Source organism: Vibrio sp. MEBiC08052, from assembly GCF_001506075.1.
Lineage (GTDB): Bacteria > Pseudomonadota > Gammaproteobacteria > Enterobacterales > Vibrionaceae > Vibrio.
Genome location: NZ_KQ947476.1, coordinates 402,094 through 424,887 on the forward strand (window position 1 = coordinate 402,094; position 22,794 = coordinate 424,887).

Consider the following 22,794-nt stretch of genomic DNA (forward strand, 5'->3'; position numbering starts at 1 on the left):
ATTAGCCTCCGATCATCACCGTAAAGTCGCCCAACACGATACTGCCGCCGTGCGCGGTCGAGTCACCGATCCGGGCCGCAGGCATCCCACCGATTAAAACCGTTGCTGAACCCGCCACAATCGTATCCGGTGGGCCCACACATACCAGCATGTCACCGATACGTGCAGCCGGCAGCCCGCCGATCAGAACCGTCGGACATCCCGGACCGGTGATCGGCCCACCGACATGAGGTACCGGTGGAATACCGGGCGTCACCATTGGGCATTGATGAAAATCCGTCAATCTTGCTGCAGGTGGCATGGCTTACTCCTTGTGAGTCATGTTGTGCTGAATCACCGACTGTTGATCACAGGCATTGATTGATCAGCACCGTTGTTTCAAACCATCAGTTAATCATGATAATGCCGCCTTTGAGCGTCAGTTCAGCACCTCCCTGAACCTCGGCGGTGGCACTCCCTTTGGCGCTAAACTGCATATCGGCACTGGCATTGACGTTCATGCCGGAAACTTTGACATCCCCTGCCGAGGCTTCGACAGTGACCCCGGTTTGTCCTTTAATCGTGACATTCTGATCCGCCTGAATGGTAATACTGGCCGGACTTTTCATCTCAATGCCGGACGAGGACATCACCAGTGAATTACTGTTCTGATCCTGAATTGAGATTTTCTGGTCTTGATCACTGAGCGTGATGACATTGTTGTTTTTGGTGGTTATCGTCATGACACTGTTCTGGTCATCGAACACAATGCGTAGCTCACTTTTGGTCACAATCGCTTTCTTCGTATTCTCCGCATTCGGAGAAAGCTCGCTGTATGGTTTACGGTTCTCACTGTACACACTGCCCAGAATGACCGGAAAACGCGGGTCCTGATTGAGAAAACCGACGATGACTTCATCCCCGACTTCCGGCAAAAAGAAAGCACCAAACCCGCTACTGGCGTAGAAATTAGTCAGACGTGCCCACAAACCTTTCCCGCTATCATTGAACAACGGCAGCTCAATCAGAACCCGATAAGCATTATCCGGATCCTGATCGATCTGTTTCACGGTGGCATTGAACAGCCCGTCAATCCCCGGTAACAATCCGGCGGCTGGCGGTGCCATCACATCGTGTTCTTGCACAAACCAGAACGGAGAGAGGCCGACATCAGCGGTGGTAAACCAGTTCCCATCGGCATAGTCGTGTTCAATACCAGAGACGAAGTGGTCACCGTCAAAACGACTGCCCATACCATCAATGGTCAGATAATGACCGACGGAGACACTGGCATCACCCTGAAAACGGACTTCTCCGGTAATTTTCGCCAGTTCGCTTTTCAGCATTTGAGCTTTTGCCCACTGGGTCAGATTATCTTCAGCAACGGCGGCAGTGGTCTGCAACTCAAAGTCAGACAGTCCCACCACTTGCGACAAAGTCTTACTGCTCAGGTTACCCGGCCCGCTCAGGTTATTACTGGCTGATTCAGAAATCAGTTTCTGATTTTTATAATCCCAGGCACTGGACTTCACGCTCGCCAGTTGGGTAACTGCATCTAGCTGTGCATTAAAATGATAGAGATTATCGCCATAGGTCACAGTAAGAACCGCGCTGGTTTGTGCCGTCGGAGAGAAAACCGAGACTTTGCCACTATCGGTTGACACGACCAGACTGTTGACTTCAGCCCGGCTCAGCAGAAAATCCCAATCACTGGTGTAGTATTGAACCAATTCCGGCAGCGTGACGGAGGTGCCGGTCACATCGGCACTCAACCCACTGTACTGACCGATCAGCGTTGACATCACCTCACTGTCGGTCTGATTCTGATAGGCCGAACTTTTGCGCCCGACGGTCATTTGAATGGCCTTATCCCGACACTCCACCCGTAACATCGGTCCCATCCCCGGATTCACATGAAGTGACTGCTTGGTCACAATACCGGAGAAAACCTGTTTATTGGTGCCTTCATAACCGAGGTTAATGACGATCTCAGCACCGGGGACAAAGGTATCCGATGCACTGATCTGAAAGGTTTCTGCCGAAGGATTACCATCGAGTATTTCTAACGTTGCCCGGCCAATGCGGTTCAGATGCTGCTGCACCTGAATACGATGCACCTGATAATCACCGGGGATGGAACTGCCATTGGTTGTAATCTCCATCGTCGCTACAGCACCATTTGGCTCACTGCTCATGACTCACCTCCGCGTTTTAAAGGTGGCACCACAATCTGGCTTCCCGCGGACAGGTGACGAAATTTATCCAGTTGATTAAACGCTGCCAGTTGCACATAAAGGTTCGGATGACGATAAATCTGTTGGCTGATCTGCGGCAGGCTGTCACCATCGACGACTGACACCAAATGCGTCAGATCCGGTGACTGTTTATCTTCTTCCTGTGCGGCGGTGGCCGGATCGAGGTAAGAAGTAAAACGCAAAGAGATTTTGGCCCGCAGTGCCGTACCATCAGGCTTGAAATAGGTATAGCTGGTATCCATACCGGTCAGAACACCTTTGAATGACAACCCCTGCCCCCAATAAACCGCAACATAGTTAGGACGGTGAATACTGCCCTGGTAATCATAGACAACATTTTTGAGCTGTTTGATTTCCTGCGGCATATTCGTCCGGGAACTATCTACCACACCACTACAGTCAATCACCAGATCAAAACTTAGCCGTTCTCCCGGTGTTGAACGATATTTCGGTGAGCTTTTCCCGGCATCGGGTGCCTGCTCCTCGTTATAATTCACACCCCGATCAATCTTGAGCGATTCCGGATTCAACATCACCACGTATTCTCCTGCTTTGCTGGAGAATTTTTCGTCGCTGTAGGCAACGATCCGCATTTTCTTCAATCCACTCATTCATTCGCCTCAGGGTTATCCGGTTTCTTCATTTGACTTCACCGCTCCAATGGCGAGTTTCGAGTGTAATGGCGCAGCTGCTTCAGACACTCCTGAATGATGTGCTGTTTCAGCGCATGCAACTGCTGTTCACTCATGGTGTCCTGCACTAATTCTTCCGGCTGGCTCCGAATCTCGGTTTTGATGACCAATTCCCGTATTTCTACCGGCATAGATATTCTCCCTAACTAAACAAACCTATCTGTGATTCCCGGCTGTCATCGATCTCGAAATATTGGTAAGCAAATTCCAGTGTTTCGATAAACACTTCGCTCTCCTGAGCTTTCAGATCGCTGCCAGACCACTTCACCGGATAGGCGCAAACAAAACTCCAGCTCATGCTGACATCACCGTTTTCATTCAATAACTGAACTTTGATGTCTTTGGTTTGAATCGCAGTCGCCAGCCCGTTATCCAGCGTATCTTTCACCCAATCAATCAGTGAGGATTCCGCAGAGGTGATCCCCCGTTTTAAAACCAGATTCTGAAACGTGGCGACGGTGGGAAGCCGGTACTTAAACCGGTTTTCGCCACCGCATACCACATCTTCCGTCCCCAGTTCTTTGCTGAGCCCCGATACTTCCTGAAAGGCAACATCACTACTGCTCGTGCCGGGAACGGAAACCCGAAAATAAAAACTGGTCTGAAGAGAATCAGTCATCGTAGTGCCATTCCGTATTCATCTCCTTGTGAACCATGTCCTTATAAACCATAGCTTTATGCATCACTTTCTTTATGAACCATTCGTGACGATCAACTGCTCATGCGCAATTTCCAGCGTATCGACCGCAACTTCATTGGCATCCGATTTCAGGTCAGTCCCGGTGATTTTGGTCGGCCATGCATTATTCAGTTGCCACTGCATCGTCACCGCACCATTCTCATCAAGCAGTTTGATCAGTACGGTTCGCCGCTTAATGGTGTTCATCTTGATTTCGTCCATCCATTTCCAGAAGTTGTTGTCATTGACAAATACTCCCCGCTTCATGGTGACATTGTTGTATTTCGCGATACCCGGCATTTTGATCGTCGAGAATAACGTGCTGTTGCTGTGACGATATTCAATCACCTGTACTTCCTTATCCATCCCGGATACTTCCTGAAATGCGACACCTTTGAGTTCCGAGCCCAAATCAACTTCGAACCGGAATTTCGGCATGGGCCATGTGCTGCCTTCTTTGCTGCCGTCATCTGCCATGATGTTTCCCCTTATATTTATTCAGTCCCGATCAGTTCACTGACCGATCGATTCAATCACAAGCATTTCGTCATGAACCGTGTCTGCTGAAGCCGACATCAGCCATGTAAAGACAAACTGGCTTAGCCAGACTTCGCCATTTCCTGCTCAAAGGTGATCACAATAAATTCTGCCGGACGAACAACCGCGACAAGAACCGTCACTTTCAGGAATCCATTGAGAATGTCTTCTGCGGTCATGGTTGATCCCAACCCACAACTGACCTGAAAGGCATCGGATGCTTTGGCTCCCTGCAGGCCGCCTTCTTTCCAGATATTGGTCAGAAAACTACTGATCTCACTTTTCACCGCAGCCCACGTGTTGGCAGTATTCGGTTCGAAAACATAGGCACGGGCGGCTAATTTGACCGACTGCTCTAAGAACGTCATGGTGCGACGCACGGAAACGTAGCGCCAGTCCTGACTATTGCCATCGAGCGTTCTTGCTCCCCACACCAAAATGCCCTGACCATTGAAAAAACGAATCGCATTGATCGATTTACCGGAGACCGCATCCACATTCAGATCAGCCTGCTGAGAATCAGTCAGACGAATCGGCAGATGGGCAGCACCGACAATGCTGGTGTTCGCAGGGGCGTGCCAGACACCATTTTCATTGTCATTGACGGTATATACCCCGGCCATACCACCACTCGGTGGTAATATATTGGCATCGGACAATACATGTTTGATGATTTGACTGTACGTTTTCGACGCATTCAGCAACGCAGAATTCAGTTGTGAATGAGTCAGCGGATTGGCCGGCGGTTTCTCAATCATGCCAATAATTTGCTCAACGGCAGCGTTCGGTGCAGCAGGCGGATTGAGCAATGCACTCAGCTGTTTGGTATCGCCGCCAAACAGATTGGTAAAGTTGATATCGGCATTCTGCATAATCGTCGTGCCGATAAACGGATAGTAAGCAGCCCCAAACTTCAGCCCGTTACTGCCGGTATTATTGCGAAATGTTTCGATATCATTGGTATACATGATCGGATCAGGCGCGTTGCCGCCAATGATGTCAAACAGACAGACCGCGGTTTGCATCTCTTCCGCCTGTAATAACATTTCCTGCATCAAAGTACCGTTATTATCCACGGAGAGCAGAGTTGCTTCCGGGCAGATATACATGGTTGGTTCCTGCTCGTTTTTCAGCAGTGCCAGTCCCCGTTTCAAATCGGCCAACTGAACGTTCGGATTGACAATCTGGGCACCGACATCCCCCGGTTTACCGCTCGGTTGGCCATAAGTTCCCACCGAAACGATGTAACAGTCTCCGCCGCCATTTTGAAAAAACAGGCGAATGCTGTTGTAGAGGTAATAAATGGTATTCGGATCCGGGACAATCGAATAATAACTCCCGCTGATCATCAGGTAATCCCCTTTGGCCGGCTGTTCTTTTTGCTCAACCAAATAATATTCGGGGCTATATTGAGCTGAGGGATCGGCCGGCGGCGCTGGGTTTGGCTTCATGTAGATAGCTTGAAATTCAGCAAACGATGTAATTTTTTGCGGCCGGTTATAATAAGATTTCCCCTGATATTCAGCTGCCGGGGTATAGCCAATAAACGCGGGTACGGCAGTTGCCACCGGCACCACTGAATTCGGAAATGCATTGACTTCATCAATGTACACTCCCGGTGTTTTGATATTGGACGTTATCATGTCATGGTTCGCCTTTCGTTCATGTAGTGAAAATGTTTCCGCTCTCCTGCTCTGTCATAACGGCACAGCAATTTTTCGCCCGGTCATTCTTTATCCGGTCAAGAGAGCACCACCAACATCGGCCGAAACTAAATACTGCTGTCGCCTTTGCTGTAAACCTGTATCCAAAGATACAGATGCTTTGATCAAAACAACCTGTTTTCCTGTACTGACGGGTTACCTGATGATGACATCCCGAACAACAAACGACTCAAAGATAGACATACATGACTGAAACCAGATCCCCCTTCTCTTGCGCTTGTTCCACGTGAAACTGATCGGTGCCCGGAGTCGGTAAAGCGGGCAGAATTGTCCGTTGAATCGACTGACCGGTCTGAGCATCAATAACTTGTTTGTCGATGAGCTTAAACCGTTGTGACGGAACCTGAGCCAACGGCAAACACTGTGAACCACTACTCATCCGCCAACCCAATTCTCCGGTCGCTGTCTCATAGCGGGTGGGTGCCGGAAACTCAAACGTTCCGGATTCATCAATCACTTGCGGCTGATGAAGTTTCAGTTGGCCCCGTTGAATCATTCGGTATTCCCAGCGAGAAGTGCGGCTCTGTAATGAGATCGTATAGTGCGCATACGTTGTCAGCGCCGCCGGATAAAACAGCACTTCAGCCACCGCACCATCCGGTGCATGATCAAAAGGCACATGTCCCATCACAAGATTGACCGAAGCTGGCTGCGCTTCATCTTGACACCCGGCGACAATCTGCCGGTTATCGTAATGCAACAATCCCTGCCAGTCGGTCGGTAACGCAGTCAGCAGGACAAAGTTGTCCAGCGGCTGGCAGATCCAAAACCGCAAAGGGTGGCCATCGGCCAACAGCGTTAACCCGTCTAAAACAGCAGGTCGTCCCGAGGTCGCAAATCCATACATTGACCAACAATTGAGATTGGATGTCAGTTGCAGCTGAAAACGGGACATCCAGCCCCGGGTTGGCGTATCCGGAATCAACCGCGCATTCAACCACTGGCTTTGGCGGAAATACTGATGCTGAAGTTGCAACGAGAACAGCATAAACATCAGGGCGTCGCCTCATTATCCGTTTGCTGAACCCGGGCAGCTTCACCTGTAATTTGATCGGCCTGAACCGTCACATGCCGAACCTTATAGATAATTGAAGGCTGATATTTAGCCCCGAGTGCACTCCATAAGTTATGGGTGCGTTCGTAAGGAGAGTTTTCAATTTCAAACTGAAGTTGATCCAGAGATGAAGGCATGTCAGGAAATAACTGAGCGGTCATGGTGGGGTGCGCTTGAAAGAAAGCGATGGTTGCCGATAGAAATTTGAGCGCTTCACCATAGACGTCAAAGTGAGCGGTCATCAGGATATCGAGATTAAAGCGGATCGCCGGCTGAACTTGCTGAGCCGTCTTGGTCGAATAATCAGGGCGAATCCCGCCATAAAACTGCTTCGCGGTTTCATGCTCAAGATTGATGAGTGTCAGCACCATTTTATTCTGATTACTGAGCGGCACCGCCCCGCCGGATTCCACCAGATGATTCAAAATTACCGGCTCACCATCGACACCAAATTGATGGCTCAGTTGTCGGCTCAAGACCGTCCTGACATAGTTCAATGCTTCATCAATCACTTGAACATCCTTATTCAAGATGGAGAATACGTCACGTGATCATGGCGGCATATTCCCCAAGAATATGCTTAAATATGCCGATTGAGGTGAAAGCATCTACTACATCTACTAAAGAGTCAGAACACTGAAATCGACGAAGAATCAATGTATAAACTTCACTTATGAAACCTAGCACAGTGCTACGCTTTTTCAAATTTGTGTTTACTTTTTTGCTATCTCACCATCAGTTGATGGAACCATGCTTTGATTGCTTCTACACTCAGATTCAGGGGTTGACTGACTCAAAATCATTGACTGAAACAGACGTCATAACAAAGGAGGGACAGATGACAGGCCAACGTCACATCGCAATTGCAGGGGCATCAGGTCTGGTGGGTCATTCGATTTTACGCAACGCGCTTGATGATCCGTCGATCGGAGAAGTTCATGTGTTATGTCGTCAACCCGTAAAAGTCAGCCACCCGAAACTATTGGAACATCAGGTTGATTTTCAACTGATTCCCCCCTTGCCTGCAATCAACGAAGTCTATCTGGCGGTCGGGACAACCATGCATCAAGCCGGTAGCCAAGCTGCATTTCGGGCGGTTGATTTGGCGATCAATTTAGCGGTCGCGCAAGCTGCCCTTGCTGCGGGCGCACAACGCATCGGGCTGGTCAGTGCCATGGCAGCCAATCCAAAGTCACTGTTTTTCTACAATCGCGTCAAAGGCGAACTGGAACAAGCTTTAACGACACTGTCTCCGGAGGGCCTGGTCATCGCCCGCCCATCGATGTTACTGGGAGATCGGCAAGCACTGGGACAACCGGCGCGTCTGAGTGAAACGCTTACAAAATATGTCAGTCAAGCTGTCAGGCCACTCATCCCACAGAACTACCGTCCTATTGAGGCACAAAAAGTGGCGCGGGCACTCCTGAATCATGTTCCCACCGCTGACCGGACAATTATTTTACGCTCAGGTGAGATGCAGACCGCATGATGCACTCTCCCCCGTCATGAACAGCTTGAGTGGAATAATACTCAATCCGGATAAAAATATGGCAAACAAGACATGAATAACAGAGATGAACCTAATTAAAACTTATAAATCATAATGTTAGTTGTTGATAAATTAATAGTCTTTAGATAACATTCCGCTTTCTATTAAATAGGTTGGTAATCAACATGGCTCAATACAAAGAATATAAAGTGGTTCACATCGTAGAAGGTGGTTGCGGTACAATTTTACTTGGCTCAAGCGGCTTGCCTGTGCAAAAAATGGAAGCCGATCTGAACAAGTATGCCGCCGATGGCTGGCAAGTTGTCTTTCAGGTCATTGAACAGAAACGCTTTATGCTGTTCTGGAAACGTGAAGCGATTCTGCTGACGTTAGGCCGCTAATTTGCTGAAGTTTATTTCTCTGCATTTGATCCGCCTTTACCAACGTAAAGGCGGCTCTAAACAATTACTCAATATTGAATGTAACTTCGAACCAACCTGCTCGGAATACACCAAACAATGCATTGAGAAATACGGCGCACGAAAAGGGTGGAAACTCGGACTTGCCCGCATCAAACGTTGTAATCAGCCGGATTTGGTCGAAAAAATTGATGACGAGGTGCCATAATGAGTTCCCTGATGAGCTGGCTTGAGCCCCAAGAACAACTCGAAACCAGAGAAGAGCAGCTGCGAAAACAGATCAATGCGCTGTCTGATGCCGAAAGAAAAGCCTTTTATCATGAGCAGTCCAAGCTCATCAAAGACCCCGATAATTACGCGGTACTCAACTATTTCTTTCTCGGTGGTGTGCACCATCTGTATCTGGGCAGATATAAACGGTTTATCGCGGAACTGGTTCTGCTGATCATTGCTATCTTGAGTTTTATTCTCGGTGGCAGCGGACTGGGCGTCCTGATTCTGATTGCTTTATGTGGCTATGAACTGCCCCAATTATTCCTCTCGCAGAAAATCGTCCGTCAGTACAACGAAGCTATCTCCAGAGAACTTTACGAGCAGATTATCCATAGCGGTTCACCGCATCGCGATCACCATTGAGAGCACAGCTGTCACATCAGTTTTCCATCTGGTGTGACTGACCTTCAGGTTTTCCCATTAATCACATCAACACTCATGCATGCAAATAAAAAAGCTTCAAGTCAGTGACTCAAAGCTTTTATCTAAGACAAGGTAAATAAAACCGTTACTGATTAATCACTCGTACACCGTAAAGTAGCGGAACGCTGTTGGCACGACAACTCGTCATATAAATCTGCACTTTCTTATTCTGTGCTTGTGCCGTGAGTAACATCGAAGACCAAGTCTGAATCCAGGCATTGATGTCTCCCGGATCATAGACAGCCAGTTTCTCTGTTGCCGCACATACCGAGGTGACCGGTGGTTTATCAAAAGTGACTCTCAGCTGAGCTTTGCCAAATCGACCTTCAGTGTAACTCACTGATACATCATTGACCGTCAACGGCTCCGTCCAAGCACCGGCAAATGCGGTCGAAGAGAGTAGCAGACCGCCAAGCAGTAGTATTTTTGGTAATTTCATCATAGTTCCTTGCTTTATCATCAGTGGCCACTGTGTCGCATGTCTGCTGGGCCTGTTTTACAAAATTTCATTGATTAGTGAGTGTAGCGGCGGCACACGCTCGATGTACCACCGAGAGATTCATAGGGTTAGCATTTCCCATACGCTGAACAGTAAGGATGATTTTTATCCAGTCTGAAGATCGGCGGATAAAAACTGAACTTACTGTAAGGGCTGGGAATCAGTGAACCGGGATTAAAAATGCCGCCGAGTACACCACCACTGACGCCATCATGTATTCCATTGGTCACCGTGACGCCCGGCCCACCGATATTAGTGGCGGGTAAGGCATACACATGGGCACTTGATGCGTAGCCGTGCCGCACAAGATTGGTTGAACGCAACGCACCGAGGCTGTGACCGATCTCGATCCGCCGCCCTTCAGCCTGACGAATAAAGCTCCGGCCAACAGCGTCGATTTCTCCTTGGTAACCAAGAATAGTGTCATTTACATCCCAGAGAACACCCCACATGCCATGTTTATTCCGGGTCGTAAATCCATAAATCTGGACACCTTTGTTATCAATTTTTACCGTATCACCCGCGACAGCCAAACCAAGCTCTGAATTCAATTGGAGTAAGATATTCGCTTCATACAGGCTCAGACCTAACTTATTCGCATAGTGCTCTACCTGCGTCTTCCAGTAATAGTTTTTCGCTTCCACCACAGCATTCGCAGCAACCTGACCAAAACTGCCGCCCAAACCATATAAGGCAAAATTGGCAATGGTCGATTGTTCACGGCTTAACGTTGCAGAAGTGACAAAAGAAATCGTTCCCTTCACCGAACTCAGCGGATTTCCGACACCATAAATTCTCGCGCCGGCATATGAAAATGCCCCGGCCCGAAATGCGCCGCTATATGAACCGGTATATCCCAGTGTCGATGCAGCAGCATAACCGGCACATCCCACTGGGCCACCCACCACACAGGCAGCGGTTTGTAACACCGCGTTCAGATATTTCACCTTGGCCACCCCTTTAAACACTTCCCGGGTGACTTTCTTCAGGCCTTTACTGATTGCTTTTCTGATCTTTTTCCAGAAATGCCCCGACGGGTCGTAATACTTCATCGGGTTATTCATTACATAGCTATAGCGGTTATAGGACTGACTATGATCAGGAGCCTGAATATAAGTGTCTGCACTGAGGAAACGCGCCAGCGTGGCATCGTACACCCGGGCATTCATGTGAATCAGTCCGACTTCTTCGAGCTGTTCGTGACCGGTATAGCCCCGGTTTTGCATCAAGGCCTGCGGGACATTCTGTGTGTCTTGCTGCCAGGCAAATGGCCGGACTTTACCCCAGGCATCATAGTTTCTGCGCTCAACAACATTGCCCCACATATCGGTCATCAAGTCGATGGAATGCAGTGCATCACTATGGCTGTAACGAATCTGACGATCCACCGAGGCCGCATTGCCTTGACCATCGGTTTTGGTCACATCAACATTGAGCGCCACCAGACGGCCGTCAACATAGATAAACTGCTTATGCTGGATATTGCCGTCCGTACCTTCAACTCGCTCATACACTTTGCCCAGATACCACGTTTTCTCACCCTGATGATTCTGTTTAAAGTAGCGCTGACGAGCCGAATCGTACCTGAACTCAACCCACTGCTCACCCGATGTAATCCGCTCAGGTTTATTGAACCCATTCCAGTCAATGGTCCGCCCGCCACCAGTAAGCATGTTGCCGTTGGCATCATAGGTATAGGTATTGTTACCGGCGCGAGTGACCGCGTGTGCATGATCGGGATCAGCATAGAAATAACGACCAACATCTGATTTATAGGTAATGTTGCCTTCCGCGTTATACCTGACGGTATAATCCTTATTAAACAACGGATTATCCTGATGCTGATGGTTGGTACCGGTGAGGCGGTTGGTGATCAATCGATCCTGCTGGTCATAATAGTATTCTTCACGAATATTATTGATGGCATCGTAACGGGACGTGACATTATCCATCCGATCATAGGTATAGTGCAGAGAGCGAATAGACTGGTTGCCCTGAAGTGTCGTGATATTGAGCAACTGACCACTGTCTTCCTGATAGTCGTACTGGTTGGTCAGGCCATTACCGTAGATTTCGGCAGCGATACGCCCTTCCGCATCGAGATCACTGAGCTTCCAGTAGCTGAGCTTGCCTTGAGCCGGAGCCGCATCTTTTAACGACTGTAACAATAGAGATTCAGTGCCGCTTTCTTCGCCTAAATTCCGGTAGCGTTGCGAAACCAGTTTGACCTGTTTGACCAGTTGAACCAGTTGGTTAGCCGCCTGTAAGTAGCTGGTTGCTTTGCGGTGGGTGTGATCGGCAACATATTCGAGACGGCCGATATCATCAGCTAACACTGTCAGACGACCAAACATCTCCCGGACTCGCTGGTCGTATAAGGGGTCGTCCCGATCTAATGTAAAACTCACTAACCCGGCACCGTTGTTGTCCGCATAATGGCCGTAATAAGCAATCTGATTGGCGGCAATTAAGCCAGATTGAACGCTTGCCCATTCCGCTAAGCTCACTTTGCGTAACAGGTTGCCCTCTAGCTTGAGGTGGAATTTCGGTTGCTGAACCACGGTAATCGTGACCGGTGGGTTGATCAAGATGGTCCGGCTCGGCACTTTGAAATAACGTTCCCCATGCTCATCATAAAATGCTTCCAGCGCCCGGCCATGGAGCTCAGCGTACATTTGCTGCGCAAACTGCTCATTCTCCGCTACACCATCCGCAGAAATCACATGGTCTTTCAGCGCCAGATATTCCTCTTCCCGAGACTGATAAAAATGTTGTTGTCTTCTAAGCTCTTTGGCTTTACGCAGATAATCACCGGCCCGGGCGAGCGCCTGATCAATCAATGGCCGAATCACACGATCATATTCCTCTGCACTAAAGTGAATCTGAGCCTGACTGATATCGCCCCAAATTTCGGTATTAATCCCCGTTTGCGCATCCCGTTGATAGTTGAGCGTAAACTGATTCGGCCGATGCTCGGCAATCAACTGGCCAAGGTTGTTATACTCAAAACTACGACTAAGTGTTTGCTCTTCGGTAATCAACTCTTCTTTGCTGGCTCTGCCGACGGCATCCACATAAAAGTTCTTGATCAATTCGCCTTCAACTTCACTTTGCAGCAATGCCCCATTCCATTGACGGGTACCGGTTGCCGTTGCCACCGAGTCATAATGCCATTGTGTGGTGCGAATCTGTTTCTGCTCGCCCTGCGCGGTTGCTGTGATGGTCTCTTCGTTACTCTCGATCATCCGCCCCAACGCATCATACTTCATCGTCGTGTGCTGACCTTTGGCATCCGTCTGACTCAGGAGGTTGCCAAATCCATCGTAAACATAAGTCCGGACACCTAAATCCGGATCACTACGGTAGATTTCTTTCCCTTGTACATTGTAGCGAGACTCGCTCATATTCCCGGTTGCACTGATCACCGACTTCAGCGATCCATCGGCATAATATTCTTTGGTGAGACTGCCACCTGCGGGCTCTAGCTTCTGAATCGCCCATCCCATCACGTTGAGATAGGTGGACTCTTTTCTGCCTTTGGCATCAATTTTTGTGGTGACGAATGGTTGATACTGGTAAGACACCCAACTCAGGTCTTTCCCTGCCGGTCCCGGCTGAGAAACGGTATGAATGCGCCCCAACTGATCATAACGGGTATACGTATACTGTGGGACATCACCGACGTAATAAGGACGAGTGACCGCACTCACCTGTCCCAACGGGGTATACTGATGATTCACCAGAACCCATTTACCATTCAGCGCCCGGTGTGCATCACGAACCTTACGTTGCAACATGTCGTAAAAAGCAACCTGTGTCGCCTGCCCCGGCGTCTCAGAAACTACACAATAAACCGCATCAGACGGTTTGACCCCACAGCGATTATCGGATGCCGGCAGATACCGATACTGAGTTTTAATAAACCCGGTTTCAGCCTGCTGCCAAGACTCGGTTTTGCGCCCTAAACCATCGAGATAAACACGCGATTCAAGCCCGTTCGGATCCCAGTTGGTCATGACTCCGTTTAAACGGTCTCTGACGGTTCGGCTTTGATGTCCCAATGGATTGGTGTTGGTTGACGTGGTTAGGTTTTGTGAATACATCAGGCTATGTTGTGATTCCTGACTGACCTGAGCACCATTTTGTTGTGCCGTGATTGTCTCGGATTCAACAAACCCTTCGCTGTTATAGCGGTATGTTTTGGTGACAGCCAGTGCATCACCGGGATCGCTGACTTCCTTCACAACTTTCCCGGTCAGCGGATCATAACTGAATTCAGCAACATGACTGATTTGACTGCCGTCAGTATGAATCTGGGTGGTCTGCGAGCGGGTCAACAACCCCAGCAACCAAGAAGAAACATGATTACTAAACTGATTTTCAACAACCTTGCGGTAAGTATCTGTGGCTCCGGTAACCGGATTGAGCCCCTGTGTCAGCGTGGTTGTTTTACCAATATTGCCATAGTCATCAACCTGCTCATGGCTGACTGTCGTCGTCATCAGAAGGTTTTTATCCAGATCATAGCTTTTATCACGCTGCTGCTGCACATAAACCTGATAACTACGATGCTCGGTGACCTGTGGTGTATTACTCACCAGTTGCTGATACTGATCGTGGGCAATGAGATGGGTTGTTAATCTTTTCTGCTGTGTCGCCAGTGTCTGTTTCAGCGCATCATCCACGGGAGACAAGACTGCCTGCGATCCCTGTGCCAGTTCAGGAACCGACGCTAGATTTTCAACTAAATAATATTGATCGTTCGGTTGGATGATCGAGATAATGACCGGCCCCGGAATCAGCAACGCGGTATCCGGCTTTTTGGCATAAGTTTTATCTTGATATTTGATCAATTCATAGGGCTGCGCGAGCGCTGCGGCTGCCTGTCGAATCTGCTCCTGAGACTTGGGTCGTTCCAATCCCTGCCGTGTCACCGAGCGGTGCTCATAGCGGGTATCAGACTCATTCAACAGTGTCAGATGGCGGAAGTTCCAGAAGTTCTCCTCACCACAGACACTACAGTTCTCATCCAGCGTATCGTCATTCCCAAGAAAGGCTTGGCGATGTTTTTGATTCTGACTGTAAGGAAACTTAGTGTAAAACTCGATATACCGGTTGCGTTGGTTTTTCCCGTTAACGAATTCACGTTGTTTAATCCACTCAAAACCGCCGGAACCTTCGCCTTGTGTATCATATTGATACGGCCCATATTGAAACACATAACTGGTGGTTCCGCTGCCATTCTCACTGTCCAGCCGATAAGCAACCGGATGAGCCAGCGAAAGATTTTGTTTGGGTAAGCTCGCCGGTTCAATAGCGGCTCGATCCGTATGTTGCCCGTAAGCACCAAACCATACCTGTGATGTATGACCCAGACCGTTAGTTACCTTAGACAGCAATAAAGCCCGGTTTATCAGATTTTCAGCCGTCTTACAGACTAGCAAGCCACTTTTATCGCTACAGTAATCGAGTTGACCATCGTGATTCAGATCGGCCCACCAGCGTTGGGTACTGCCCCATGAATCGACTTTAAACTGATAATTTTCTTTGTTGATATTGGTACAGAACACCTGAGAGCCGCTGCCACGACAAAAATCAATCACACCGTCCTGATTGAGATCCTGCCACCAGCGTTTATTCGCATCTCCCCAGTTGCCATTCCAGTCCGGCCCACCGACCAAAACCAGATCATTGCTTAAGCCGGACACATCACCGTGAGTCCCATAAGAACAGGTCAGGTTCTTCTCCTGACCGGCTTCATTTTTGGTTGCCCGGCACAGATCCATTGCTCCGTCACCATTGATATCAACCCACCAGCGCTTATCTTTACTGCCAATATCAGCCAACGAGAACACCCGGACTCGTTCACCTTTCACCTCGCTGCCATTCAATAACGTACATTTGACCAGCTTTGCACCGATGCGGCAGAAATCCTGACTACCGTTGCCGTCGAGATCAACCCAGTCGATGTCACTATTCGACTCCCAAACCAAGTGGTTGAGACGGATAGTCTCCTGCCACGTATAAGTTGTCTCGTTCTCTTTTTTCAGTTGACTACAGACCAAGTCATCATCGATGCGACGACAGAATTCAGGATAACCGTCTCCATTGGTATCGACCCACCACCGATTCTCTTTCGAACCAAGCGCCGGTAACGGGTAAGTCTGAGTTGTTTGTTGGCTATTTGGGGAGAATTCGGTACAAATCAGCTGGTCATTATCATTACGACAGAATTCGCTTTTGCTATTCCCATTGAGATCCAGCCACCAGTGGGCATCACTGTCTCCCCATTTGGTCAGCGGATACGCAACGCTTTTGTTGTCACCGGCGATACTCAAATGACAGTGCAGTCCACCAGCGGCGGTTTTACACAGATCAAGCGCACCGTCTCCGTCTAAGTCAACCCACCATGACCGAGGCTGATTCTTCCAAGACTTAGGAATACTGTTATTGCCCCAGTTACCAATATTGCTGCTGACCACTTGCTGGTTAAAATAAACGTTTTGCTGAGTGGGTTTGGGGATTAAATGCCAGTTGAATTGAGTTTTAGGTAAACACAAACTATCCCGGTCACAATATTGAATTGCGCGAACGGTATGCGCATCAATTGAAGAACTTTGTTCACCCGTTGTCGCTTGATAAGTGAACTGATAATAATTGGCCAGTTGACCACTCGTCTTTAATTCAATCCGCGATAATCGTTCACCGGATTCATCTGTCTCCCCACCTTGACTGAAGCGAGACAATTTAAATTGAGCATTTGCCATCGGTTCGTAAACAAATGCGAGTGAATAAATATCATAATCGACCTGAGAGATTTCACCATGGGTCGTATAGCTGTATTTGATTGGATTCTTGCGTAATGTATTGGTCACTTCACTCAGCAACCAGGCACGACTTTGCGGATGATAACGATAGGTCATCCGTTCACCGCTCTTACTCTGGGAAATAAAAACGCTGTCTGACGCTAATGCATTACCGCTCAGTGAGACACGGGTAAAATCATCTTGCTGTAAAAAATAAACCGAACCATCTTCACCACGAACGCCATCTGCAACAATCAGCCGATTGCCATCCATGCAGAAATTATCCAGTCGGCTATTTTCAACCGGACGAAATTGCTCATCGGTAAACCACTGACTGCCACAGCGATAAATAGAAGAGAGGCCGGCAATATTAAAACCGACACCCAATGCTGAATTTGTTGCACCCTGACTGGAATACTGAATCGCCAATTGCGGTGTATTGCCGCCACGGCCTTCCGGTAATTCAATCGGAATCTGATAAGAGGCAATTCCTTGGTGAACACTGAGCTCTCCCGGCAAAGTACCGACTGTTTCAGTGATAGGGGCAGATTGTGCGTGTAACGCAGACACAAAAAGACCCAGACCTAACAAGAGGCCAATCCGTTTATTCATACTTAACCCACTTAACATTTAATACAGCAAATACAGCGCTACTTTTCTTGGCTTAACTGTTGTAACTCGTGCTCAAGTGATTCAATTTTCTGATCAATATCTTGGTCGGATAGAGTCTCAGTCGCTGATAACGGCTGCTCATGAATCAGCGCCTGCCGTAACTGTTTCACCTGAACCTGATGATTTAATTTTTCTACGGTCAGTGTTTCCGTATTTGGCGGTAAGGTATGATTTTTTTCGGGGAGCGGATGACCCAACTCAACAACAGAGCGTTTGGGTAACAAAAGGTTGATACTGGCAATAACTGCAACCAGCAATAAAAGTGCTAATACCCAGCGAATCACCGTTGTTTTATGGTTTATCATGAATAATTGATCAGTACCTGAAGCCAAATTCGCGGATAAAATACAACTTTATTGCGATAATCATTAGCGCGCATATGCAAAAAGGTTAATTAGGTCACAAAAATATTTGCTTTTATCCGATAAGCCGCCGGATGAGCAAGGTATCTGAGATGAAACAATGATTTAGGTTGGCAATGTTTGTCATGTTTTACATCTGTTCAGGAACAATAAAGTTTGCCCTTTTCATATGATGAAAACACAGATGGCTGTATAGCATAATTGAAGCAGGTTCGTGTCATTCGATCATCCTAAAAACTTCCTGGCTATTTCAGATCAAAAAACGGCTGAGCTGACTAAATGGTCCATAATCATCCAGATTAAAAACAATTAAATCAAAGAGATGATCTTTTGACACAACCCGAATGAAAAAGCAGTCAAGATTGACCATGCTATTCGAGCTGTTTATTTCCAGAGAGATTTTTACAAAATAACTCATGTCCATTTTGGTCATGAGCGGCACAGTATGTTACTGTCATTGTGTCTTTATTTTCTGAAAAATCATAAAGATAATATCTGCTGAAAAGACACTGTTGTGCGTAAAACGAATATGGATGTAGGAACAATGATGAAAAAAGACGATTTAGTTGAGCTAGTCATTAAGTATTTCGAGAAAGTAGATGCAGGTGATCCGAGTTATCTGGATCTATTCTCAGAGGATGTTGATTTTTTCTTTCCTAAATTTGGACAGGCGAAAGGAAAAGATGCCTTAGTGGCGTTTGGCAATAGAATTGGTAGCTCGTTGATAAGTATCTGGCACGATATAGACGGCTTTCAAATCACAACGGCTGGAAACAAAGTCATTGTTGAAGGACAAGAGGGAGGAGTCATGAGTGATGGTACCCCTTGGCCGGACAACAATGTGTCCACTGGTCGTTTTTGTAGTGTATTTGAGTTTAATGGAAAAATAATAAGTCGTATGTATGTTTATGTCGATCCTGATTTTCCGAGCCGAGATTTGGAAAGAATTGCTGTGCTGTCAGAGGGAAAGTAACGCATATGTAACCATCCCTTAAACAGGGGCATACCATTTTAGAGTTCTTCGGTATATGCACAACAATCACACCCACTGGCCGGCAACCCAACCGGACGACCAGCACCACTGGAAGTTATATCCGCCCAGCCAGCCAGTGACATCCATCACTTCACCGATAAAGAACAGGCCGGGAACGGATTTACATGCCATGGTTTTCGAAGAAAGTGCATCGGTATCGACCCCACCCTGAGTCACTTCTGCGGTGCGGTAGCCTTCCGTGCCGTTGGGTAAAATTTGCCAGTGCGTCAATGTTTCAACCAGTGCGGCCATTTCTTTACTGTTGAGCTGCTTGAGCGGCTTATCCACCAGCTCACCTCGCTCAATCAAGACTTCAACCAAGCGTTTAGGTAACACCTTCGCAAGGGTATTTTTCACACTTTGGTTGGGGTGTTTGACACAGGAACGATTCAGCAATTGCTCGATATCTTCATCGGGTACTAAATTCACCGTGACTTTCTCCCCCGGCTGCCAATAGGAAGACAGTTGTAACACGGCCGGTCCGGAGAGTCCGCGGTGCGTAAAAAGCAGCGCTTCTTTAAATGCGGTGCCATTTTCAGCGGTGAGAACCGCAGGCACTGCAATCCCCGATAATTCGGCAAACAAATCTTTTTCTTCTTTATGGAGTGTAAAAGGCACTAATGCTGCCCTAGTCGGAATGATCTGCAAACCAAACTGTTCCGCAATTTGATAGCCAAAAGGTGTTGCCCCGAGTTTTGGCATCGACAACCCTCCGGTTGCAACCACCAGCGACTGGCACTCGATGATTTCCTGCCCAGCGTGAAGGCGAAAACCGGCTTCCGTTTTCTCAATGATCTGAATATCGACCTGATAACGCTGTTCAATATTGGGTAAGTCACACTCTTTGAGCAGTAAATTAACAATATCCTTAGCACTATCAAGGCAGAACAATTGCCCGTGATCGCGTTCTTCAAACGCAATCCCGTATTCGCTGACCAAAGAGATGAAATCCCAGTTGGTATATTGAGATAGCGCAGATTTAACAAAATGTGGATTGCGGCAGAGATAATGATTCGCAGAGACATCATAGTTGGTGAAGTTGCAGCGCCCCCCACCGGAAATCAGGATTTTTCGCCCCGGTTTTTTACCGTGATCGACAACCAAGACGCGTCGCCCTCGTTTACCAGCCTGCGCAGCACACATCAGCCCTGCGGCTCCGGCTCCGATCACCACGACATCAACCTGTTTACTCATTTTTATCTCACCAACACCTAACAAAAGCGATCGCTATAAACATCAAAGACACGAAAAAAGGATGTGCCAGTCAGCACATCCTTCGTCGATTGAAAGCTGATTCTAACGTCAAGCGAGCCATTTTACCAATCAAGCGCCCGACGTTGAATCTCTCTCTACAAAATAAGCGTGGTTATCATCGTGATTCCGACAAGAGAAGATGAGAGTATAAAGAGCTGTCTCACCCGTTCACATTTGCCGGTAAATACTGAATCATGATGATGGAGGTACTCTTTACTTTTGATGTAATGAAATAAACGGACCTGTTTATTCATATTACCGTGAGTGGTGAAAAATCCGGGACCGTCTACTTGCTGATACAAGAGAGGATGGGCTTCACGCATGATATAAATCAATGCCCGAAGCGCTGTTAGGTACCGCGCAACATTAACCAGTGTCACTCCCATGAGTGCAAATAAGATCGTATCTTCGCTGATCATCTTTTCCTCCCTACATCTTCACTTGGATCTCAAAGAAAAAAGACAATCAGCAGTGATATTTCTGAGATTACCCGGCTTGAGAATCCATAACGGAAGATGAACCTTCATTTACCATGTCTGCTAAATCTTTGTCGATGAAAAACAGGGCTTTACCATCTTCACCAACCAGCTCTAACTTGTCTAAAATCCCTTTAAACAGTTTTTCTTCTTCGTGCTGCTCGGCAACATACCACTGAAGAAAATTAAAGGTCGAGTAATCTTGGGATGTGAATGCTACATGGGCCAACTTGTTAATTTTTTGCGTTATCATTTGCTCATGTTCATATGTTTCGCGGAAAACCTCCCCTAAACTCTTATAGTCATGTTTGGGCGCATCAATCGCACCGAGAATCGGCAGCGCACCTGTCTCACTCACATAAGTAAACAGACGCTGCATGTGCTGCATTTCTTCTTGAGCATGAGAACGAAGAAACATTGCTGCACCTTCAAAGCCTTTATCTTCACACCAAGCACTCATTTGTAAGTATAGATTGGATGAGAAAAATTCGAGATTAATTTGATCATTTAGTTGATCAACCATAGCCTGTGCTAGCATAACCTTGTCTCCTGATATACGCTCATATTGATTGAAATATAACACCTTCAACACTTTATCATCTTCTGGCAGAGAAGTGGAACTGAGATCATTACGACAATTTTTTTTTCAGGGCGATGCTAAAGTGAAACCATCAGATATGAAACGGAGACGGTACAATGAGCTATAAACATATCTTAGTCACAGTCGATTTATCTGAGGAAAGCCGAGTTTTAGTAGATAAAGCTGTTGCATTGGCAAAACCTCTCGGAGCAAAATTGTCTTTTATTCATATTGATGTGAATTATGCCGAACTGTACACCGGGCTGATCGATATCAATCTGGCAGAGACACAGCATCAATCCATGGAAATGTCACAAAAGCATTTGCAAGAAATTGCAGCACATGCCAATTATCCGATTCATCATACCTTGGTTGGCAGTGGTGATTTAGGCCATGAAATTTGTGAAACGATTAAGGAGTATGAAATCGATTTGGTTGTCTGTGGGCATCATCAGGATTTCTGGAGCAAACTGCTTTCCTCTACCAAACTCCTCATCAACTGTTCTCCGGTTGATATGTTGGTAGTGCCACTCAAAGACTGACGTACGGGGAAAACTTCGCTAGACTCTGGGCCATTATTGATCATTTTGAAATTATCATATGGCTTATCTTTCTGCGATTACCCTGTTATGGGCTTTTTCGTTCAGCCTGATCGGTGTCTATCTTGCCGGTCAGGTTGATTCTTGGTTCTCCGTCCTCATGCGCATCGCGCTTGCGAGTATGGTGTTTTTACCTTTTCTGAAATTCCGGCAAGTGTCTAAATCGCTGATCATCAAACTGATGGCAATCGGTGGTATTCAGCTTGGTTTGATGTATTGCTTCTACTACCAATCCTTTTTGTTGCTCAGTGTCCCTGAGGTGCTGCTATTTACGGTATTTACTCCGATATACGTCACGTTGATTTATGATCTGCTCAAAGGCCGTTTTTCACCTTGGTATCTCGTCACAGCTATCGTGGCGGTTTTAGGGACGCTCGTCATCAAACAAACAGATGTTCAGGAAGACTTTCTACTGGGTTTTTTAGTCGTTCAGGGGGCAAATATTTGCTTTGCTATCGGTCAGGTCAGTTACAAATATTTGATGGAGAATAGTGAAACCAAACTCTCTCAACACACTGTATTTGGTTATTTCTATCTCGGTGCTCTGATTGTCGCAACCATTGCGTTTCTGCTCTTTGGTCATTCGGATAAGCTACCAACCACTACTCTGCAATGGGGAATATTAGTCTATCTGGGGTTGATTGCTTCAGGTGTGGGATATTTTATGTGGAATAAAGGGGCTTGTCTGGTCAATGCCGGTGCGCTGGCGATTATGAACAATGCGCTGGTACCGGCCGGCCTGATCGTGAATATCTTAATCTGGAACCGAGATGCCAATCTACCGAAACTGATTCTCGGTGGTGCAATCATTATGTTGTCGCTCTGGATCAATGAAACTTGGGTCAAACGCAAAGTGACACAGCAGTACTCATCGCTCTAAAAACGCATCGCGAAAAATGTATCAAAAAATAGGGAAATATGTTCTGTGCTCATCTTTCCCTATCCTGATTACAGTTCGATAAGACCCAAAACAAAAGTAAGTAATCACT

Annotated in this window: 22 protein-coding genes; 7 read left to right on the forward strand and 15 right to left on the reverse strand. The window is 47.3% G+C overall.

The features are described 5' to 3' along the window. Nucleotide 1: 1 nt before the first annotated feature. The 9 genes from VRK_RS19195 to VRK_RS19230 all read right to left on the reverse strand — a co-directional run bounded on the left by VRK_RS19195 (nucleotide 2) and on the right by VRK_RS19230 (nucleotide 7,432). Nucleotides 2-301, reverse strand: coding sequence for a PAAR domain-containing protein (locus tag VRK_RS19195; RefSeq protein ID WP_059123105.1), 300 nt, complete (start codon nucleotides 299-301; stop codon nucleotides 2-4). 85 nt (nucleotides 302-386) lie between these two features. Continuing rightward, complete coding sequence (gene vgrG, locus VRK_RS19200; RefSeq protein ID WP_059123106.1) at nucleotides 387-2,174, reverse strand: type VI secretion system tip protein VgrG; 1,788 nt, start codon at nucleotides 2,172-2,174, stop codon at nucleotides 387-389. After that, on the reverse strand, nucleotides 2,171-2,845 hold the full coding sequence (locus VRK_RS19205; RefSeq protein WP_197413192.1) for a CIS tube protein: 675 nt from the start codon (nucleotides 2,843-2,845) through the stop codon (nucleotides 2,171-2,173). Before VRK_RS19205 ends, vgrG begins: the two co-directional genes overlap by 4 nt. Nucleotides 2,846-2,883: 38 nt before the next feature. Continuing rightward, on the reverse strand, nucleotides 2,884-3,057 hold the full coding sequence (locus VRK_RS21170) for a DUF5908 family protein (RefSeq protein ID WP_157372037.1): 174 nt from the start codon (nucleotides 3,055-3,057) through the stop codon (nucleotides 2,884-2,886). A gap of 11 nt (nucleotides 3,058-3,068) precedes the next feature. Next, a complete protein-coding gene (locus VRK_RS19210; protein ID WP_059123108.1) occupies nucleotides 3,069-3,545 on the reverse strand; it encodes a phage tail protein in 477 nt (158 codons plus the stop codon). 72 nt (nucleotides 3,546-3,617) lie between these two features. Continuing rightward, entirely contained in the window at nucleotides 3,618-4,082 is a 465-nt protein-coding gene (locus VRK_RS19215) for a phage tail protein (protein WP_059123109.1), read from the reverse strand. A 122-nt stretch (nucleotides 4,083-4,204) separates the two neighbouring features. Continuing rightward, nucleotides 4,205-5,785 (reverse strand): phage tail sheath family protein, encoded by a 1,581-nt coding sequence (locus VRK_RS19220; RefSeq protein ID WP_197413193.1) that lies wholly within the window; start codon nucleotides 5,783-5,785, stop codon nucleotides 4,205-4,207. A gap of 250 nt (nucleotides 5,786-6,035) precedes the next feature. Beyond that, entirely contained in the window at nucleotides 6,036-6,860 is an 825-nt protein-coding gene (locus VRK_RS19225; protein ID WP_059123110.1) for a hypothetical protein, read from the reverse strand. Then, nucleotides 6,860-7,432, reverse strand: a complete 573-nt coding sequence (locus VRK_RS19230) for a Pvc16 family protein (protein WP_059123111.1) — start codon at nucleotides 7,430-7,432, stop codon at nucleotides 6,860-6,862. Before VRK_RS19230 ends, VRK_RS19225 begins: the two co-directional genes overlap by 1 nt. 326 nt (nucleotides 7,433-7,758) lie before the next feature. Between VRK_RS19230 and VRK_RS19235 the strand changes: the two genes are divergently transcribed. From VRK_RS19235 to VRK_RS19250, 4 genes are all read left to right on the forward strand, one after another. Next, nucleotides 7,759-8,409, forward strand: coding sequence for a Rossmann-fold NAD(P)-binding domain-containing protein (locus tag VRK_RS19235; protein WP_059123112.1), 651 nt, complete (start codon nucleotides 7,759-7,761; stop codon nucleotides 8,407-8,409). Between the two features lie 185 nt (nucleotides 8,410-8,594). Continuing rightward, nucleotides 8,595-8,810: a DUF4177 domain-containing protein gene (locus VRK_RS19240; protein WP_038185369.1), complete on the forward strand. Its 216-nt coding sequence runs from the start codon at nucleotides 8,595-8,597 to the stop codon at nucleotides 8,808-8,810. 1 nt (nucleotide 8,811) lies between these two features. After that, complete coding sequence (yidD, locus tag VRK_RS19245; RefSeq protein WP_059123113.1) at nucleotides 8,812-9,036, forward strand: membrane protein insertion efficiency factor YidD; 225 nt, start codon at nucleotides 8,812-8,814, stop codon at nucleotides 9,034-9,036. Beyond that, nucleotides 9,036-9,464: a TM2 domain-containing protein gene (locus VRK_RS19250; protein WP_231735830.1), complete on the forward strand. Its 429-nt coding sequence runs from the start codon at nucleotides 9,036-9,038 to the stop codon at nucleotides 9,462-9,464. Before yidD ends, VRK_RS19250 begins: the two co-directional genes overlap by 1 nt. Before the next feature lie 145 nt (nucleotides 9,465-9,609). Here the strand turns inward: VRK_RS19250 and VRK_RS19255 are convergent, their stop codons facing one another. The 3 genes from VRK_RS19255 to VRK_RS19265 all read right to left on the reverse strand — a co-directional run bounded on the left by VRK_RS19255 (nucleotide 9,610) and on the right by VRK_RS19265 (nucleotide 17,806). After that, nucleotides 9,610-9,966: a hypothetical protein gene (locus VRK_RS19255; RefSeq protein WP_157372039.1), complete on the reverse strand. Its 357-nt coding sequence runs from the start codon at nucleotides 9,964-9,966 to the stop codon at nucleotides 9,610-9,612. 125 nt (nucleotides 9,967-10,091) lie between these two features. Continuing rightward, on the reverse strand, nucleotides 10,092-17,441 hold the full coding sequence (locus tag VRK_RS19260) for an RHS repeat-associated core domain-containing protein (protein WP_197413194.1): 7,350 nt from the start codon (nucleotides 17,439-17,441) through the stop codon (nucleotides 10,092-10,094). Between the two features lie 38 nt (nucleotides 17,442-17,479). Continuing rightward, the gene (locus tag VRK_RS19265) at nucleotides 17,480-17,806 is read right to left on the reverse strand and encodes a hypothetical protein (RefSeq protein WP_059123117.1); all 327 of its coding nucleotides are present in this window, start codon (nucleotides 17,804-17,806) and stop codon (nucleotides 17,480-17,482) included. A gap of 571 nt (nucleotides 17,807-18,377) precedes the next feature. Between VRK_RS19265 and VRK_RS19275 the strand changes: the two genes are divergently transcribed. Then, complete coding sequence (locus VRK_RS19275; protein ID WP_231735831.1) at nucleotides 18,378-18,836, forward strand: nuclear transport factor 2 family protein; 459 nt, start codon at nucleotides 18,378-18,380, stop codon at nucleotides 18,834-18,836. Nucleotides 18,837-18,902: 66 nt separating this feature from the next. On the opposite strand, the gene VRK_RS19280 is transcribed toward VRK_RS19275, so the two are convergent. The 3 genes from VRK_RS19280 to ftnA form a co-directional block, all read right to left on the reverse strand. Next, nucleotides 18,903-20,090 carry a BaiN/RdsA family NAD(P)/FAD-dependent oxidoreductase gene (locus VRK_RS19280; RefSeq protein ID WP_059123120.1) on the reverse strand — a complete coding sequence of 396 codons (1,188 nt, stop codon included), beginning with the start codon at nucleotides 20,088-20,090 and terminating at the stop codon, nucleotides 18,903-18,905. A gap of 155 nt (nucleotides 20,091-20,245) precedes the next feature. After that, the gene (uspB, locus tag VRK_RS19285; RefSeq protein ID WP_059123121.1) at nucleotides 20,246-20,569 is read right to left on the reverse strand and encodes a universal stress protein UspB; all 324 of its coding nucleotides are present in this window, start codon (nucleotides 20,567-20,569) and stop codon (nucleotides 20,246-20,248) included. A gap of 67 nt (nucleotides 20,570-20,636) precedes the next feature. Further along, nucleotides 20,637-21,164, reverse strand: coding sequence for a non-heme ferritin (gene ftnA, locus VRK_RS19290; RefSeq protein WP_059123122.1), 528 nt, complete (start codon nucleotides 21,162-21,164; stop codon nucleotides 20,637-20,639). A 158-nt stretch (nucleotides 21,165-21,322) separates the two neighbouring features. Between ftnA and uspA the strand changes: the two genes are divergently transcribed. Beyond that, nucleotides 21,323-21,748 (forward strand): universal stress protein UspA, encoded by a 426-nt coding sequence (uspA, locus tag VRK_RS19295; RefSeq protein WP_059123123.1) that lies wholly within the window; start codon nucleotides 21,323-21,325, stop codon nucleotides 21,746-21,748. A 58-nt stretch (nucleotides 21,749-21,806) separates the two neighbouring features. Further along, nucleotides 21,807-22,685 carry a carboxylate/amino acid/amine transporter gene (locus VRK_RS19300; RefSeq protein WP_059123124.1) on the forward strand — a complete coding sequence of 293 codons (879 nt, stop codon included), beginning with the start codon at nucleotides 21,807-21,809 and terminating at the stop codon, nucleotides 22,683-22,685. The last annotated feature ends 109 nt before the right edge of the window (nucleotides 22,686-22,794 follow it).

Excerpts from the sequence above, each read along its gene's own strand:
- VRK_RS19195 (WP_059123105.1), bottom strand. The coding sequence starts at position 301 with ATGCCACCTGCAGCAAGATTGACGGATTTTCATCAATGCCCAATGGTG.
- vgrG (WP_059123106.1), bottom strand. The coding sequence starts at position 2,174 with ATGAGCAGTGAGCCAAATGGTGCTGTAGCGACGATGGAGATTACAACC.
- VRK_RS19205 (WP_197413192.1), bottom strand. The coding sequence starts at position 2,845 with ATGAGTGGATTGAAGAAAATGCGGATCGTTGCCTACAGCGACGAAAAA.
- VRK_RS21170 (WP_157372037.1), bottom strand. The coding sequence starts at position 3,057 with ATGCCGGTAGAAATACGGGAATTGGTCATCAAAACCGAGATTCGGAGC.
- VRK_RS19210 (WP_059123108.1), bottom strand. The coding sequence starts at position 3,545 with ATGACTGATTCTCTTCAGACCAGTTTTTATTTTCGGGTTTCCGTTCCC.
- VRK_RS19215 (WP_059123109.1), bottom strand. The coding sequence starts at position 4,082 with ATGGCAGATGACGGCAGCAAAGAAGGCAGCACATGGCCCATGCCGAAA.
- VRK_RS19220 (WP_197413193.1), bottom strand. The coding sequence starts at position 5,785 with ATGATAACGTCCAATATCAAAACACCGGGAGTGTACATTGATGAAGTC.
- VRK_RS19225 (WP_059123110.1), bottom strand. The coding sequence starts at position 6,860 with ATGTTTATGCTGTTCTCGTTGCAACTTCAGCATCAGTATTTCCGCCAA.
- VRK_RS19235 (WP_059123112.1), top strand. The coding sequence starts at position 7,759 with ATGACAGGCCAACGTCACATCGCAATTGCAGGGGCATCAGGTCTGGTG.
- VRK_RS19240 (WP_038185369.1), top strand. The coding sequence starts at position 8,595 with ATGGCTCAATACAAAGAATATAAAGTGGTTCACATCGTAGAAGGTGGT.
- VRK_RS19250 (WP_231735830.1), top strand. The coding sequence starts at position 9,036 with ATGAGTTCCCTGATGAGCTGGCTTGAGCCCCAAGAACAACTCGAAACC.
- VRK_RS19255 (WP_157372039.1), bottom strand. The coding sequence starts at position 9,966 with ATGATGAAATTACCAAAAATACTACTGCTTGGCGGTCTGCTACTCTCT.
- VRK_RS19260 (WP_197413194.1), bottom strand. The coding sequence starts at position 17,441 with ATGAATAAACGGATTGGCCTCTTGTTAGGTCTGGGTCTTTTTGTGTCT.
- VRK_RS19265 (WP_059123117.1), bottom strand. The coding sequence starts at position 17,806 with ATGATAAACCATAAAACAACGGTGATTCGCTGGGTATTAGCACTTTTA.
- VRK_RS19280 (WP_059123120.1), bottom strand. The coding sequence starts at position 20,090 with ATGAGTAAACAGGTTGATGTCGTGGTGATCGGAGCCGGAGCCGCAGGG.
- uspB (WP_059123121.1), bottom strand. The coding sequence starts at position 20,569 with ATGATCAGCGAAGATACGATCTTATTTGCACTCATGGGAGTGACACTG.
- ftnA (WP_059123122.1), bottom strand. The coding sequence starts at position 21,164 with ATGCTAGCACAGGCTATGGTTGATCAACTAAATGATCAAATTAATCTC.
- uspA (WP_059123123.1), top strand. The coding sequence starts at position 21,323 with ATGAGCTATAAACATATCTTAGTCACAGTCGATTTATCTGAGGAAAGC.
- VRK_RS19300 (WP_059123124.1), top strand. The coding sequence starts at position 21,807 with ATGGCTTATCTTTCTGCGATTACCCTGTTATGGGCTTTTTCGTTCAGC.